Consider the following 17373-nt stretch of genomic DNA (forward strand, 5'->3'; position numbering starts at 1 on the left):
TTCAAGTATTTTGAGTGAATCAAAAAGTATGGCTTATCTTGATACGTTGGTATTCATAGATAGTCAAAACCAAATTAATGATAATACTTTGTATATTAATGATGTCCCGACTGCTATTAGTGGGAGCGAGAGACTAACAGGAGTTTTGGTTAGACAAAATCATGACCTATATTTGAAGGTTGGTGATCAAGATATTCCTGTTAAATTTATAGAAGCAGTTGGTTTTAGAGGTAATCATTTTGATCAAAAATCCATAGGCTACTATCTTAATAAGAAAGTTAATATTATAGCTGAATTTGATCATGGGATCCTTTACATATCAGCGATTGTGATTAGTAATGTTTTTGAGAGTATAAATAACCTCTTCCCTTTAGATAGTAACTATAAAAAACTTATCGAAGAGGATTATGTAGAGTTTGTGACAGATACTTTAATGGAAGATGCTCTTAGTAAAAATCTAGAGCCATTTAAGGCTACTTTATTTGATGATGCAAAAGTTAAAAATGGTGATCATGTTTTGATTATTTCTTTGTCGGGTCGTCAAGGCGATGATCTAGTTACAGTTGGAGGACATTTTGTTTTAGGTGAAGCAACTGTTAAACATGGACAGCTCGAGAATTTTAGCTTTTATAATTTTTATACTACTAAGAATAAGAAACTAATGATGCCAACAAAGGTTTCTTATGAAGATTATTTTGGACATTTATCACAAGGTCAGCAGAATTATAGACCTACGTATACTCTTTTGGTATATGGTGTAGATAAGGATAAAATTAAAAAAATGACTGAGGTAATAGGTAGAGATTTAGAATATATGCGCACCTCTGGAGATACTGGTGGAATATCTTATGATTGTGTTAATACGGCCTTACATGCCCTATATAAGTCAGAATTTATAGAAAATCCCAACTTTTTGGGATTGGAGAGTTTTTACACCCCTCCAAAAGATTATACAGAAGGAAAATATTCATATTTTAATAATAGCTGGTATTACATTTTGAACACTAAGAGAGTGTTTTTACCAAGGTCTGGTTTTGAATATGTTTTGGAAAATATCGAAACATTTAACCCTAAAAGAGTTGATTTTGTATTTTATAATCAAACACCATCAGGCAGACCTGTTGGTGGGGCACCCATTGCCGGAGTGCTCAAATACTTTAGAATATCACTTCATTCAAATGAGATTAGTGAGCAAAATACTGTTTACGATATAGCTACTTTTTTAGATGATTCTGGAAATACCGGCAAAAAATTAGATGATGAGTTACAGCCACTATTCTTGCTAGCTGGTTTCATAATAGATGAGAAGATTTGGCGAGAGGTAGATGGTTATATAAATCAAGTCAAGAAAAAGTATGATGTTTTAGACTTTGAGATTCATGCTATTGATGTTATCAATGGCAAGAAAGGGACACCTTATAGAAACTGGGATTATGCAAAGAAGCTTGATTTTTTTACAGAGATGTTGGAAGTAATAAGGAAATTTGAGTTAAATATAATTTTCTTTGAGGTCAAAAAGAAGAATTTTAAAAACTACTTTCAATCAAAGTATGGTAAGGGCTTTGAACAACAGTTTAATATCTCTCCATATCTATTAGCATTCTCATATATTCTACAAATAGGCGACTCTTATCTGATAGATAATGATAGTAATGGTATTTTGATTTTAGATGAGCAAGATGAATGGAAAAAACCAGCAAATAAAACATTTAATATTCTTAGAACCATAGTTGGCGAGCCAGAAGTCAAAATTGAAAAACTTCTTGATAGATGTTTTTTTGTTGATTCAAGTGAGAGTAATATGATTCAGCTTGCTGATATAGTTGCTTATAATCTCAAAAGATATTTAGAATGTGATATAAAAGAGTTTTCTGATAGCAAAATAAAAGAGAGAAAAGCTCTTTATGAAGTTTTTAAAGATTATGTATATAAACCAAAATTCGATTATGGGCAACACCCAATATTAGAATGGCTTGAGAAAAATATTGGCAACCAATGTAAAGGATAAACCAATTGGTTAGTCGCTATTGGCTGCCTAGATATTGTTATGATATACATTTTTAGCAAAAAAGTATATTAAATTTGTTGAACAGAAGTGTATTTTTGTTTGACTGTTGTTTGACTAAAAAGGATTTATAAAATAGTTGAGACAAACTAAACCCTTATAAAATAAGGATCCTAGATTAAAAAGTTTGTTTGACTGTTGTTTGACTGAAGGTGAAAATGTGAGTACTTGGCAGAAAGTAAAGATTGGTGATTTTTTATATGAAAGAGAAGGGAAATATAAACCAAATGCTAAAGAAGTAGAGGGTTTGTTAAGAATAGAGAAAATTGACTTTAAAGGCAACTTTCATATAGGAGCAAAGCCATCAAAGACTAATTTGATTTTAATTAAAAAAGGTGATCTAGTAATATCAGGAATAAATGTAGCAAAAGGTGCTATGGGTATATATACGGGTGAAGAAGATGTTGTCGCAACAATTCATTATTCATCATATACTTTTGATAAGACAAAAATTAATTTAGGGTATTTTAAAAGATTTCTTAAAAGTCCAGAGTTTATAAGATTACTTAATGAACAAGTTAAAGGTGGAATAAAAACTGAAATTAAACCAAAGCATATTTTACCATTAGAAATAAGCTTGCCAGATATTGTTACTCAGAATCAGATAGTTTCTAACTTTGAAAAAATTGAAAATGATATTTCAGAACTTGATTATGATGTTAGACATCAACAAAATCTATTGAAACGGCTAAAACAAACAATTTTACAAGAAGCTATCGAAGGTAAGCTAACTTCTAAGTGGCGAGAGCAAAACTCAGATATAGAGCCAGCATCTATCCTGCTTGAGAAAATACAAGCAGAAAAAGAAAAGCTAATAAAAGACAAAAAAATCAAAAAACAAAAATCATTACCACCAATAACAGATGATGAAAAGTCTTTTGAGATTCCAGAAAGTTGGGAGTGGTGTAGGTTGGGGGATGTAAGTGTAAAAATTGGCTCTGGGAGTACGCCTAAAGGAAGTAACTATAGTGCTAAAGGTTATCCATTTTTAAGATCACAAAATATTTATGATGAAGGGCTGGTGTATAAGGATATTAAATATATAACAGAAGAAGTTCATCAAAGTATGAGGGGAACTAGGGTTGTTAAGAATGATTTGTTGCTGAATATTACAGGAGGGTCTTTAGGAAGATGTGCTTATGTCCCAGCTTCTTTTAGTGAGGGTAATATTAATCAGCATGTCTGTATTATACGAGCTTTGACTGTTTATCGTAAGTTTTTGCATAAAGTTGTGTTATCACCATTTTTTCAAAACCTTATATTTGGCTATACAACAGGTGCAGGTAGAGAAGGCTTGCCAAAATATAATTTAGAAAAATTCGTTGTAGCAATTCCCCCAATTAAAGAACAAAAAGAAATAGTATCTATCATTGAAAAGCTATTTGCTATTTGCGATCAGTTAGAAGAGCAAATCAATAGCTCAAAAGAAAATGTCGATATGCTTATGAAAACAGTGTTAAAAGAGGCTTTTGAGCATGGTGAGGGATAGGGTTTATCTTCCAGTTAACGCTGAAACAAATAAATATTTGTATGGAACTCCTCAGAATAAGCTTTTTCAGAATCAAGAAAGTTTGAGATATTTCTCAGAAGTTTTAATAAATAGTAAAGAGTTTCTTGAATTAGATAAGTACAATCAGATAACCGAGTTCTTTACTCCTACAATAGATATACTTGCTCAAGAGCTTGTTGATGAGTTTAAAGAGCGTGGACTTGATAATAAGGATAGGTTAGAAACCATATTAAATGACTTAAAGTATGCTAGAGAGATACTACAAAAAGAAGGTCTTGTTAGAGATACTAATATTGATTTTTATGAGAAAAGCCTTAGAAAATATACTTTAGGTAAAGAGACAAAAAATACAGAAATGGCTATAGCTCAAGCGAAAAATTTACTTAGAGAATATTTGCTTGAGGAACCTGAAATTATTAAACAAGTAATTTTAAAGTTAGCTTATAATATTGAAAATTTATCTATATTTATTGGAAGAAAACTCTATTGGAAAAAAGATATTGAAAACAGCGTAAAAGCAAATTATCAAATATTATTAAATCTTTTACAGAATAAAAATATATCTCAGAAAAATATAAATAACTTATTTAGAAAAATATGTGCATATCCTGAGTATTTCACGAACCCGCAAACTCAAGAGAAGAAATTTTATTGTAATTACCCTCATGGTATAGAGAAATCAAGTTTTGCTAGTGATGAGAATTATCAAGAAGCTGTAATCAATGCGGTAAATAACACTACTATACAAGAACGGTTTAATAAATTTTTGGAGATGTTGGAAGAAGAGAAAGATTTTTATTACATTTTTGATGTGTTTAACTTAAAGTTTGGTAGGGAGTCAGCTGGAGAAGTAAAATTTGGTGAAATAACCTACTACGATAAAGATAATGCTAAAGAAAAGTTTGACAAGCTAAATTATGATAATCGTAAAGAAAAGCTTGATAGTAAAATAAAAGTTAAAGCTTTAGTTCCATTTAGAGTAAAAACTTATTTTCCAGAAGTTTCTGCTCTACGAGCTAGAGATGCAGTTAAGACAAACTTATCTTTCTTAAAGTTAATGTACAATAGGCAACAGAAAGATAAAACTATATTTGAACCCTCAAATAAGAGTATTACTGTAAGCTATAGCTATGATATTTTAGATAGTGATTACTATAAAGTTGGAGGATATTGGACTATTGATGATAGTGATAATCCAATGGATAATAACCTTCTCCATGATAATTACTATGTAAAAGAAGAGATGAATACAAAATTGAATCAGTTTTTTAGTAGATTATTTGATAAGCAAATGAAGGATGAGCTATCATCTTCTGAAAAAATAGTTGTCCAAATTTATGAAAAGTTACAAAAATCTATAGAAGCTAAAAGCTATAGTGATATGTTATTTTATACATGGAATTGTTTAGAATTTATAGCAAGTAACATAGATAAGAGTAAAGATAAAATTGAGATTGTTAACGAGATTGTTTATACATTCGTTGAGTTATTATATTTACAGTCTCAAAGATATATTTATGATGAGAAATCTAGAAGAAAAGAATGTAAACAAATATCTAAAAAAATAGTGACATATGCCTACCTTTATCGTAATAAAATAGCACATAGCCACTTAGTTGAAAATCAGTTGATGATAGCTACTACAAAAGGTCTTCATATGGCTTTAAAAGAGTTCTTATCTCTAATCTTTCATAAAATTTCTAATGATATTGATCTGTTGATCAAAGATTTATATTTTTTAGTAAAAGGTGATATTGAAATGCACTCTCTATATATGAAACAGAAATATATAAAACATATACCATCCACCCCTAGCTAAAATAGCAGGGTGTTAATGCAAGCTGGTATATTTTTATTTCTTTTAGATATTCTCAAAATCTGTACTAAAACATCACAACAAAAACAATATTTTTGATTGAGTTTTAAGCTTATTTATTACTTTTGTCAAAGTAAGTAAATAATCAAGCAGATTTATCAAACTATCAAATAAACCCCAAAGGCTAGAGTTTCTCAATATCGTCCGCCCTTTATGCTTTTACAAGCATTACTGGGCGTTGGACAGAGCCGATATTTGATTAACTCTTCGCCGCTTCCCCAAAAAATTGGGGAATGCTCAGCCCACCGTCTGCGCTACGCTTGACCAACGAGTTTCACACGATGGACTAAAGCCGAGCAAAGCACCCTGTCGCAGGCTAAGGGCACAGTAACAAGTTTGCTAGTCTAAGTCCCTCCCGTTTCACTGGTAAAACCCGTTGGTCAACCCTATCGGGCCGACGGTGGGCAGTGCGTAATGCTTCGCATGATTTAATACTTAGAAGCGCTATTGTAAAAGATTTATATAGCCTCAGGGCTATCTAAATCAACTAGCGTTTCAGATGATAAAAAAATCAAAAATCATTGAGTAAGATAACTTGTAGTACTATACTGAAACGGATACATATAAAACAATTTTAGCATTTGGGTTATTTGCTCAATAACTTATAAGGGATTTTAATGTCAAAAGAAAAAACTGTCTTTATAACTAAAAGTGATAATAAAGTTTTAGCATCATCTGTCCATATTACAAATAAGGAATTAGATTCAAATATTGATCAGCTAGAAAACAAAGAAGACCAAATAAATAGTCTTTCAGCTAATGCTAGAGCTGGTGTGGATGGTAGTTATAAAGATAAGAATTTACCTGAAGGATTGCAAACATTATCAGTGATACCTAAATGGAGAAAAAACACTCCAAATAAAGATGAGAATGCTGATACTCTTGCTAAAATGGCTATAATTAATCGTTTGAGTTACAAAGATAGAATAGCAGTATTAGGAAGTCTTTTAGAGGTATATGATGAGGATAATATCGATCAGAAGTTTGATGCTAAACTTTGGTCAACACTGGTAAGTCAATTCAAAGTACACTCACAACGGACAGCAACAAGTAATATAAGTCAATTAGAGGCTAGTATAGCTAAGGTAGATCAAGCAAAAGATTGTGAAGACTTAGCTAAAGTAATTTCAGATAATAGCTTAGATATGGGACGCATCAATATATCAAAGTGTCAATTTGAAAATTCAAAACAGTTTGTAAAGCAAACTATAAATAGAAGAGTTACTGAGTTAAAAGAAGACTCTAGTGTAGTAGCCAGTATTCAAAATGAAAACTATATTACTAGCTTAATAAATAACGGATTGTCTTTAAAGAATGTTGATAAATTAAAATCTGGATATTTATATCTTTTTTTACAGACTGAATTAGAACAAGATAAGCAGGGAAATAGACCATATACAAAATTAAAGTTATATAGTGAGCATTATGTAACCTCCACAAAAGAAAGTTATTCATTTAAAGAAATAGATATTAGTGATTATGAAAATGTAGATGAAAGAGGATCAGCTGATACACCTAATTCATCTATAGAACTTCCAGTATGTTATTTGGATAAAAATAAGGAGCTACATAATGTAGATGTTCGAGTGTTATTTAGTCATAGTCAATTAAGTGGAGTTAGACTTAAAAAAATCTGTGATAAACAGCTAGAACATTTGAAAAAACTTAGCTCTAATGACCTTAAGAAGATATTTGTAGATAAATATAATGGTAATCTTGAAGTAGAAGGTACAAATAATGTTAATGGTACAAAAGGGCTATTAGTAACACAAGATGAATGGGATAAGGTAGATGTTTATCCTATTCGTAAATCTAAAGCAACCTTTAGTGGTATAACATCAAGTTGCGAAGTGAATTTGTTAGTAGATGATCCATTTGGGATGCTGCTAGAAAATAATGATTATATAAACCACCTTAATTCATTGATTAAAGAGCAACTAGACAATATACAAAATAGTGTAGAACTAAAATCAGCAGTGTTAGGGCATCAAATATTTTTTAATCCTAGAACACTTGGTATTGCAGATATTATTGATAATACTGGCGGTTCAGGTATGGAATATATTAAGAGTTATAAATCTGATAGTGATTTATATCAAGCATATACAAATGGTAGTTGGAACTCTTTAGCAGATAGAAAAAAAGAAGTAATAACGAGAGGGCAAGCTCAATTAGATGAGAAAAAGTTTAAGAAGGCTTTGAAGTACTACTATAGATCATTATTAAAAACACTAATTGAAAAAGCTCAAGAAAATGGTGTCAATTATTTAAAAGCATCACAGATGAAACTTAGATGGCAAGATCATTTTAGTAGAGGTGTAGTAGACTATCAATCAGCACATGGAGAATCATTAGCACTCTTTGTACCATTATGTAGTAATCCTAATGAATTAGACCAAGTATTAGAAAAAAATGTATTACCATTAGATATTATTAATATAAAAGGTAGCCCATCATATAAGGTTGCTGATACTTACCAGCAAGGTAGATTTTTTGGTGTTGAAACAACAGAGTATAGACTAGATGGTAGCTTTAATATCAAAAAAGTTATAAGAAGCTATGATGCTAATAATGGAAAAGCAAGTATTCCAACAATAACAGACTACCCAAATGATATAAAGAAACCTGCTGGCTTTGACTGGGTTAAAGAACATATCATTAGTAAAAGTGGCGATCTTCATGAAATGTTTTTCCCATCAGATGATGCAGATGAGTATGATTATAATAACTTTAAGAAAGATGAGAATGCAGATGGTAAATATAATCGTACATATATAGGTATTGGAGGTCTTGGGTTACAAGAATTATTAGATCAGAATGCTGATACAAGCAATAAAGTGATATTAGCAAAAAGAGATGTTGCGCAAGGCACATATACAGATAATATAAAAGAACAATTTCTTGAGAAATTATATAAAAGGATTGAAGAGGGTGATTTAATAATTCCTATTAGTAATTATTTAGATGGCTTTATGGCGATGTTAAGTAAATACTCAACCAAGTCATATAATGCTATTAATGAAAAATTATTAAAAATCACTTGTGATAGATTGCAATTACCTAGATCAGTAATTGGTTTCAAAAAGTCATCTTTTGAAGATAGTGTTGATTATAGATTACTAAAATATTTACATGAATCAGAAAGTGGTAATTATAGTAGTAGATTAAAACACAATTTATATATAAGTAATGACAAAGCAGTTGATAAAGAAAGATTTGTAAATGAATTAGAGGATAAATTAAGCCAACAGCAAACCCAAGAGCTAGCTCTAGCACGAAAGCTGTATGAGTCAGAAGGAACACAAACAATAAGTGTAGATAAAAGTTTATTAAGATCTTATAAAATAAATGCAACTGGATTGATAGTTTTTAATAGTATGATGACTATTATGGCGATTAGTGACTTTAAAGATAATTATGAGAAAGTTGCAAATGCTAAAGGTGATAGTGTTGATGATATTCTGACTAACACTATAGCGATTGCTAAATTGACAAAATCTTATGTAGAGTTAGTGCAGACATCAGCTAAAGCATTTAAAGAGATAAATGAAAGTCTAGTCAAAATATTTAGTGATGAGGCGATAATGGGTGTTGAAAGACATGCTAATGCTTCTGCAATCAAAAAACCAAGTTATAAATCAGCAGAGATAACACAAAACAACAATAAAGTTATAAAAGATTTAGATATTGAAGGTAAGCTAAAGAAGACAGCTATAGCTATAGCTTCATTGGAGGTTGTACAATCTGTATTTAGATTGTGGAACTCATATAATTATAATGATAAGGCAATGAAAGTTAGTAGCTGGTTAGATCTTGCAGCGGATGGTTTTTATGTTGCTTCTGCTATTCAGCAGGCTGTTAAAACTACCACTAAGCAAGAGGCTTTTGCTTTTGGTGCTAAAGCAGCTGAAGATCAAGCAGGTAGAAGAGGGACTGTTATGTTAGCAGAAAAAACTATAACTAGTATCGTAGGTAGAGCGGTATTAGCCTTTATTCCAGTACTTGATGTTTTATCGTTTATAGCATTTGCTTTTGAGATAGGTAGTTGGATAGCATCACTGTTTAAAAATAATCTATATGAGAGTTGGGCAAAGGGCTCTCAATTTGCAAAGGAGTAGTTGAAGATGAAATTTAAATATAAAATATCCATCTATTTTTTATTTGTCATAGTTTTTTCTAATAGTTATGCATCTATACATGATTGTATGAACTCTATGAAAAGCAAAGATTGGGATAATATAATAAAATATTGTCCAGAGTATTCAAGTAATAATGGAGATATAACAAAAGTTCTATCAGGAGCTTATGCTTATAAATATAATGGTCTTGAGGCACAAAAATACTTACAAATATATATAGATAAATTTGCTAATAATGATAAAGATACAGAATCAGTTGCTTTAGCTTTTATGAGTTTAGGAAACTACTACTATTTTGGTGAAGATGGAGCAAAAAAAGATATTAAAAAAGGACTTAAATATATAACTAAAGGAGCTGGGTTAGGTAATGATACAGCTCAGGAGCAATTGGCTACAGCTTATTTTAATGGAGACAATTTACCTGTTAATTATCCTTTAGCTTATATGTGGTACACAATATCAGCTAGTAATGGTAATCAAAAAGCAATAGATAATTATTTTGCTCAACATATGACATCTTATACTCAACAGGCTCCATATTGCGTAGCGCTTGGAGACCATCTTGTTGCAAAAGCTTACTTGGATGGCGAAGCAGGGTTACCAGTAAGTGACAACCAAGCTAAAAAGTATCTAATCCAAGCGATCGAGCTATATAAAGAAGCTAAAAAGCCTAGTGAAGATGAACTTAAGTATTGCCCTCCACAAAAAGACTTGGATTTAGCAAGTGCTGAGAAGTTGTTGGCTAGTTTGAAATAGGTGATTATAAAAGATACTATGACATCAGACACTACAGAAATAATAGGAACTTTTGCTGGTCGTGCTGTATTAGCCTTTATTCCAGTATTTGATGTTTTATCATTTATAGCATTTGCATTTGAGATAGGTAGTTGGATAGCTTCATTATTTAAAGATAATTTATATGAAAGCTGGGCAAAAGGTTCTCAATTTGCTAAAGATTAATAGATTTTTTAAAAGGATATTCTATGAAAAGATTAATAACATTGACTATTTTACTATTAATGTCGATAAGTGCTTTTGCAAGTATGGAAGATTGTGTAAATGCAATAAGACAAGATAATTGGGATGATGGAATAAAATACTGTAAACCCTTAGCGGATGAAAATAACAAAGATGCCATAGGTCTAGTTGCAAGAGCTTATACTGAACTCGAAGATGGTATTCAAGCCCAAAAGTACTTTCAAATTTATGCTGATAAATATGGTAAGACTGAAAATAATCTAGTATTGCTTGGCGGAGTTTATGCTAGCTTAGGAAATGCTTATTATTTTGGAGCGTATGGAGCAAAGAAAGATATTAAAAAAGGACTTGAGTATATAATTAAAGGGGCTCAATTGGGTAACTCAATTGGGTAACTCAATTGCTCAAGAGCAATTGGGTAATTTTTATCTTGCTGAAGGAGAATATCCTGCCCAAAATATGGCTATATCTTACAAATGGTTTGAGATAGCTAGTATAAATGGAAATCAAAAAGCTAAACAAAGTTATATACTTACTCATTTAAGTGATATGAAAAAACAAGCTGGATATTGCTTAGCAATGGGACAGCAATTAGTAGCAGAATCATATATAAATGGCGATGCAGGGTTACCAGTAAGTGACAACCAAGCTAAAAACTATTTGATACAATCTATAGAACTATATAAAGAAAACAAAGAACCAAGTAAAGAAGTTTTAAAACATTGTCCACCACAAAAAGGCTTGGATTTAGTAAGTGCTGAGAAGTTGTTAGAAAAAATTAGTTAAAGGTATGGGGAAGTATGTCAGATCATAAGAAATTTGCTAGTAAAAATGATGAGTATGCAGCGTTACTTGGTTTATTTTCATCTCCTGTTGTGGATATAGAAAATAATGAAGATACAAATTGCTTTAATGTAGTGATAAAAGCACCACAAGGTATAGATTCAGCGGATGACTTAGATAAAGATATTTTCGTAATTTCTTCAATGAAAGTTAGCTCCATATTTTTGCCAAAAGAGTTAAGAGATGACTCATCGGGAGAAACATATGAAGGTGAGCAAGAAGTATTAATAGCATATAAAATTGATAATGTTAAGTTCGAAGCTCTCTATAATTCTTATGACAAACTTAGTGGTTTGAAATGTGAAATTACAGAAAATACATTTAAAGATAATATAAGAAATTTAGTATATGCAGGAGTATATTTAACTACTCGAGCAACTGAACAACAGTTTCCAGATAGAGATACAAAAGAGGTTGTGACAGAGATCTTTGATCAACATTTGCCAATATTTGAAAGCTTCTCAGATATGAATGAAATGTTTGGTCTTTATGTAAGAGCTAGGCTAAGAGGTGAATTTGACATAAAAGGAGGTAAATATACATACTTTTTACCAAATGATAAGTTATCAGAAGTAACCCAAGACATACCTAAAAATGATACTGGTCATGATTTTCTGTTAAATAGTAATAATACATATGCTAGTAAAACATTAATGACAAAAATATTCACAAAATTACCGAAAAACACACCGGAAGATTTATATAAAGCTTTAGATGTGAATAACATTGATTATCATTCTAGAGGTAGATTCGCAAGAAATATAAAAGCAGCTATTGCTGAAGAGAAAAAGATTTATGATGGTAATAGTAAGTAAAAAGCTTTTAAAAAATTTATGATTTGTTACCTATTTGTTACCTAAAAGTTTTTTATCATTTTTGCTTTTATAAGTAACTAATATGCTGAAATTATTGAAAATAAAGGGAAAACTTGTGGTAGCTATGAGTGGACTTGAACCACCGACCCCAGCATTATGAATGCTGTGCTCTAACCAACTGAGCTACATAGCCACAAAAGATGATTGATATTATATGTAATTTAGTTAAATTGTCAATATTAATTCATATCGATGTTAAAAAAAATATTACTGATGTTTTATTACTTGCTAAATATATTAGTTTTGTAGTACGATATAAACCAAGTATACACAGGGTTTACCCTATATAACTATTAATAAAATAAGAAATGTCTGAAGGTAGAAATAAATTAAACGATTTTTCATTGTTACAATCATTGTTAGGTGGGTCATCTAAGATAGAAGAGAAGACTTCTAGAATGAAGCAAGCTAGAGATAAGAATATCTCTAAGAGTAAAAATACTCCTAAAGCTCCTGCTAAGAAAGTAGAAGATAGAGATACCTCTTTTATACGTATTCCACAATATGGTCATAGGATAAACAACAAGACAGTAAATGAGCTACAGAATCCTCAATTAGAAGATGCTCAAGAAATTGTAGTTACTGTTGATGTTGAAAAAGAAAGACAAAAAGAAGAAGCTAAGCTCTTTAAGTGGTTATGCCACCGTTTTCCAAAATGTTTTGATCCGATCAATAAAAAGCCACTAAAAATTGGTATAAGCGAAGAAATTGAAATAATTTATCAAAATGAGCATTTCGCTCCGGTAGATAAAATGGTTCTTAGAAATGTATTGCGCCGATATGTTGGTGATACACGCTATCATAGAGCTGTTTTTGAGCTTAAACAGAGATTTAATCTACAAGGTCAACCCGTTGAGGATTATGCTCCTGAGCATGTTGAGTACTCTAAAAAACGTCTTGATGAGATTGCTGAGAAAGCTGAGTTTAGAGCAAAAGGTTTGACTATGAAAGATTATTATGAATACAAAAAGCAGCAGCAAGAAGAAAAAGTAGATACAGAAGAGTAAATTCTTAAATCATTTTAAATCACCGTAAATTATTGCCTCTTTTGTCTTTTAAGTTTATTCTTTTACGTATGAATTACTAATTTATATTATGTTGTGAATTCAAAAATAAATAAAATTTTCTCTAAAAATTTTTTAATAGTTTCGGTTTTATCGGTATTTTTTGTGCTACTAACCAGTTGTGCAACTGATGATGGCTATCAAGGTCAACCGCTTCCTGTCATAAAGCATGGTTATTCAAAGAAAAAACAGATGGCTTATAATATATACGGCTTTAAGTTCGAAAATACACCTAGAGGTATTTACAATATTCTTGACAAAAAGCCTACTCAGTTTTTGGTTAACGTATATATTGGCGATAATTATGGCTGTAAGTTTATTTATACTATGAATAAAGATGGCAAAAAAGAAGAGATTAGCAAAACTAGTTCTTTTGAGTCATACTTGTCAGGTAGTAATGAGTTACTGAAGCTTGAATGTAAGGGTGAAGATTCTAATATTGATTATAAGATTGTTGTCTATGCTAATAATACTGAGTACGACAAAATAGGGAATCTGTCTTATTTGGTTGCTTCTGGAGGACTCTAGCTCTACTTTCTCCAAAAATCTGGCATGAATAATACTAAAATAGTAAATATCTCAAGACGTCCTGCAATCATTGCAAAATCACATATCCATAGAGCTTCTTTGGGCAGGTTTTTGAAATTAGAGCCTATTTCTCCTAAACCTGGACCGACATTTGATAGCGTAGTTGCGATAGTGGAGAATGCTGTAGTGACGTCTAGACCGCAACCTAATAAAGCTAACCAGCCACCAGCAAAGATGATAATATAGACGGAAATAAATCCTGATACTCTATTTAGAGCTTGCTCAGAGATATGGATGTCACCAAGCTTAACAGTAAATACTCCTTGAGGGTGAATTACTCTTTTAGCTTCTAGGATAGCTTTTTCCTTAAAAAGAATTGCACGAATCATCTTCAAGCCACCGGCGGTTGAGCCACCACAACCACCAATTATTCCAATAAACATTAGCATTATTGGTAAGAAGCTAGGCCATAAGTAGTAGTTTGTATCAGAAACAAAACCAGCACTAGAGGATATTGATATCACTTGAAAAATACTATTTGTGACTATGCTAAAAACATTAGACAAGTCATCAGTGTGAGCAATCATTGTTATACATACTATAAAAGACGCAAAAAATATAAAATAAAAATATGCTTTAAATTCAACATTTTTGAAATAGTGACTTATTTTGAATTTCGATAAAGCTATATAGTGAGCTTTGAAACTAGTAGCTCCCAAGAAAAGAAAGATTCCACAAACTAGAATCATTCCAAAAGGCTTATCAGCCATACTTGAGTCAGATGGAGCAAATCCTCCTGTAGATACAGTTGAGAATGTGTAGCATATAGCATTAAAGGGATCTACGCCAACTAATAAATAAGAAATAAAGCATAGGAATGTTAGCAATAGATATACTAGCCATAGAGCTTTGGCAGTACTTGAAATTTTTGGAGCGATTTTGTCATCTTTCCATTGTCCTGATATTTCAGCTTTATATAGCTGCATGCCACCTACACCTAAAAGTGGTAAGATGGCAACTGACAAAACGATAATCCCCATACCGCCAAAAAATTCAGTTTGTTGACGATAAAATAGTATACTGTGTGGTAGTTTGTCTAGTCCTTCAATTACCGTACCACCAGTGGTTGTAAAGCCAGAGACTGATTCAAATACAGCATCAGTGAATGAGAGGTTTAAGCCTGGAAATGACATATAAGGAATAGCACCAAATACAGTCACAAACATCCAAACTAAAGTTACTATCAAAAACCCATCTCTATTCGAAAGTTTTTTTTGGGTGTTCCTGGAGATAAACCATAAAAAGAAGCCACATGAAAAGGTCACAGCAAAGCTTAAAATATAAGGATAGGCATTTTTTTCGGCATATATGTAGTCAACTAATAATGGACTAAGCATAGTGATGCTTAAAAACATTAAGAATATACCAATTATCTTTGGTTTTTGACTCAACATAATTTGCTAATACTTAAAAGCTTAATGTTTTGTATATGACTTTGATGTTTAGTTTAGTATAATTATACACAAGCTACAAGATAATTTATATTTAGTATTTTAGGAGAAGTCGTAGTATGATGAAGCTTATATTGCGTTTGGCTCACTTGTTCGATAACAAAAAAGATAGAGCCTATGTGAGTGAAATAGACCAGTTTTTACAGGAATTCGATAAAGCTAACCCACAGAAGTCGGAATCACAAAAAAAAGAAATATTAAAGCACAGAAATATCTACAAAAGAGAAGCTAAGCCTAAGACAGATTTTCTTGATGGTTAGTTCTTTTATAAAAGCAACTTAATATATTCTTAGTTAGTTCTACTTTTACAATCAGCTTTTATTAGTATCCCAAATATAATACACTTATGGTACATTTGTGTACCTTTTTTGATTATTAGTAAGTTATGAAAAAGAATTATTTTATTATCGCTACTATATCGGTTTTTATAGTTGCATTTTTTTTGCTTCTAAATTATCTGCAACCAATGAGAGCAGATGATTTTGGTAGAGCTAATACGGATACCCTGGCAAAGGGTTTAATAATTATGGTTCACTCTATTCAGGCTGATTATTTTACTTGGACAGGCAGAGTTTCTGCTCAGGCTTTAATCTACTTTCTGATGAGTAAAACATATATAACTTTGTCACTATTTATAGTCAATGTGGTTAATTCGATAGCATTTTATATATTCATGTTGCTGACCTTCAAAATAGTCACTTATGATCGAGGTAGAATATTATCTAAAGATTTTGTTATATATAGTTTTTTCTTTGTTTTTGTCTTTTATCAAACAGGGTTTATGGCAAATATTCTATGGAAAACAGGGGCTATTCAATACTTTTGGGGATTGACACTACTTACAGTTTTATACTATTTCTCTATAGTCAAAAATAAAAACAGTATGTTACTTGGCTTATTTATTGGCTCGATTATTGGTTTATATAATGAGATATTTGTATGTGTCAGTATTTTACTTTGTCTGGCATACTTTTTTGAAAGAGTGCTTACAAAGAAAGTTATAAACGATACGCTTGTTGCTTTTTTTGTGGCGTGTGGAGTCGGAGGGGTTGTATTAATAACAGCACCTGGTAACTATGCAAGGCTAGATCACTTATCATCGGGAGTTCAGTCATCACTATTGCAAAATGTTACTCGCTTGATAAGTGAGCTTATATTTACGCCACAGTATACGCTTATACTGTTGATTATGATTGTGATCTTTTTAATGTTTGTTTATACAAATAAAAACTTCAAAAAAATATCAGTGGCTATATATTCTACAGCGCTTATATTATCTCTCTTTGTATTGGTGCCTGTGGCAAAGTCATACGATCTAAATCAAAGAGTATTACTTATTTATTATGCGATATTTTTTATGGCTGCTTATATGCAAATTTACAGTCATAGTGGCTTATTTGCTACTCAATTATATGCAACACTCAAAAAGCTAAGTCCAATATTTGTGTTATTGTTGATAGTACAGTTATATTTAATATTTAGTATGAGCTTATTCTTTTATGATTTTGAGCAAAAGCGTGATGTTTTAGTAGAACAATATCAACATTCGGGAGTTACTGATCCAACATTACCGTGTATAGTTGATTATATATCACCAACTGTTTTTATTGATGATATTACACCTAATAAAGATCTTTATAATAATCAAGCTTATGCTGATTTTTATGGTTTTAAAAGTGTCGCTTGTAAGACTGTTGGTTAACTAAAAGTAGGATATGAAATAATGTTAAATAAAAGTTTTTTTATAAAAATATTGCTGCTGATTGTTTTTGTTATAACTTTTTTTATTGGTGTTGCAATTTATAGTTATGTGTTTGCTAGAGTGCAAAATTCAACAATATTTTTTAAAATTTTAGATGTTATAAGAGTGCATAGTTTGACTCAGGTAGTATCTTTTGTATGGATTACTTCATTGCCGGTGTTGCTAGCTGCTTACTACTATTTTTTCTTTAGAGTGATTTTTAAGAAGTATATAAAATAAAAC

Annotated in this window: 15 protein-coding genes and 1 tRNA gene; 14 read left to right on the plus strand and 2 right to left on the minus strand. The window is 31.1% G+C overall.

Annotated elements, in window-relative coordinates; translation table 11 throughout:
* The first annotated feature begins 10 nt into the window (after positions 1 to 10).
* The 9 genes from F3D57_RS01340 (at position 11) to F3D57_RS01380 (ending at position 12226) form a co-directional block, all read left to right on the plus strand.
* Entirely contained in the window at positions 11 to 2008 is a 1998-nt protein-coding gene (locus F3D57_RS01340) for a DUF3800 domain-containing protein (protein ID WP_150464921.1), read from the plus strand.
* A gap of 217 nt (positions 2009 to 2225) precedes the next feature.
* Positions 2226 to 3554 carry a restriction endonuclease subunit S gene (locus F3D57_RS01345; RefSeq protein ID WP_224728134.1) on the plus strand — a complete coding sequence of 443 codons (1329 nt, stop codon included), beginning with the start codon at positions 2226 to 2228 and terminating at the stop codon, positions 3552 to 3554.
* Positions 3541 to 5394: a hypothetical protein gene (locus F3D57_RS01350; RefSeq protein WP_150464922.1), complete on the plus strand. Its 1854-nt coding sequence runs from the start codon at positions 3541 to 3543 to the stop codon at positions 5392 to 5394. Before F3D57_RS01345 ends, F3D57_RS01350 begins: the two co-directional genes overlap by 14 nt.
* A 674-nt stretch (positions 5395 to 6068) precedes the next feature.
* Positions 6069 to 9569, plus strand: a complete 3501-nt coding sequence (locus tag F3D57_RS10410) for a hypothetical protein (RefSeq protein ID WP_263478289.1) — start codon at positions 6069 to 6071, stop codon at positions 9567 to 9569.
* A gap of 6 nt (positions 9570 to 9575) precedes the next feature.
* Positions 9576 to 10346: a tetratricopeptide repeat protein gene (locus tag F3D57_RS01360; RefSeq protein WP_150464923.1), complete on the plus strand. Its 771-nt coding sequence runs from the start codon at positions 9576 to 9578 to the stop codon at positions 10344 to 10346.
* An 18-nt stretch (positions 10347 to 10364) separates the two neighbouring features.
* Positions 10365 to 10550: a hypothetical protein gene (locus tag F3D57_RS01365; RefSeq protein WP_191092326.1), complete on the plus strand. Its 186-nt coding sequence runs from the start codon at positions 10365 to 10367 to the stop codon at positions 10548 to 10550.
* Between the two features lie 23 nt (positions 10551 to 10573).
* Positions 10574 to 10963: a hypothetical protein gene (locus tag F3D57_RS01370; protein WP_150464925.1), complete on the plus strand. Its 390-nt coding sequence runs from the start codon at positions 10574 to 10576 to the stop codon at positions 10961 to 10963.
* Positions 10956 to 11354: a hypothetical protein gene (locus F3D57_RS01375; RefSeq protein ID WP_150464926.1), complete on the plus strand. Its 399-nt coding sequence runs from the start codon at positions 10956 to 10958 to the stop codon at positions 11352 to 11354. The genes F3D57_RS01370 and F3D57_RS01375 overlap by 8 nt, the downstream gene beginning before the upstream one ends.
* A gap of 14 nt (positions 11355 to 11368) precedes the next feature.
* Positions 11369 to 12226: a hypothetical protein gene (locus tag F3D57_RS01380; RefSeq protein WP_150464927.1), complete on the plus strand. Its 858-nt coding sequence runs from the start codon at positions 11369 to 11371 to the stop codon at positions 12224 to 12226.
* A gap of 116 nt (positions 12227 to 12342) precedes the next feature.
* Here the strand turns inward: F3D57_RS01380 and F3D57_RS01385 are convergent.
* Positions 12343 to 12419 (minus strand) — tRNA-Met (locus tag F3D57_RS01385).
* Positions 12420 to 12594: 175 nt separating this feature from the next.
* Between F3D57_RS01385 and F3D57_RS01390 the strand changes: the two genes are divergently transcribed.
* Entirely contained in the window at positions 12595 to 13293 is a 699-nt protein-coding gene (locus F3D57_RS01390) for a ProQ/FINO family protein (RefSeq protein WP_150463562.1), read from the plus strand.
* A 105-nt stretch (positions 13294 to 13398) separates the two neighbouring features.
* Entirely contained in the window at positions 13399 to 13878 is a 480-nt protein-coding gene (locus F3D57_RS01395; protein ID WP_150464961.1) for a hypothetical protein, read from the plus strand.
* Positions 13879 to 13880: 2 nt separating this feature from the next.
* Here F3D57_RS01395 and F3D57_RS01400 read toward each other — a convergent pair whose 3' ends face one another.
* Positions 13881 to 15335 (minus strand): potassium transporter TrkG, encoded by a 1455-nt coding sequence (locus tag F3D57_RS01400; protein WP_149377251.1) that lies wholly within the window; start codon positions 15333 to 15335, stop codon positions 13881 to 13883.
* Between the two features lie 113 nt (positions 15336 to 15448).
* Between F3D57_RS01400 and F3D57_RS01405 the strand changes: the two genes are divergently transcribed.
* The 3 genes from F3D57_RS01405 (at position 15449) to F3D57_RS01415 (ending at position 17370) form a co-directional block, all read left to right on the plus strand.
* Positions 15449 to 15649, plus strand: a complete 201-nt coding sequence (locus F3D57_RS01405) for a CBU_0585 family protein (protein WP_004286565.1) — start codon at positions 15449 to 15451, stop codon at positions 15647 to 15649.
* Between the two features lie 125 nt (positions 15650 to 15774).
* Positions 15775 to 17091 carry a DUF6056 family protein gene (locus F3D57_RS01410; protein ID WP_150464928.1) on the plus strand — a complete coding sequence of 439 codons (1317 nt, stop codon included), beginning with the start codon at positions 15775 to 15777 and terminating at the stop codon, positions 17089 to 17091.
* A 21-nt stretch (positions 17092 to 17112) separates the two neighbouring features.
* The gene (locus F3D57_RS01415) at positions 17113 to 17370 is read left to right on the plus strand and encodes a hypothetical protein (protein WP_013922097.1); all 258 of its coding nucleotides are present in this window, start codon (positions 17113 to 17115) and stop codon (positions 17368 to 17370) included.
* Positions 17371 to 17373 lie beyond the last annotated feature (3 nt).

The organism is Francisella sp. SYW-2, assembly GCF_008711475.1.
Taxonomy (GTDB): Bacteria; Pseudomonadota; Gammaproteobacteria; order Francisellales; family Francisellaceae; genus Francisella; species Francisella salimarina.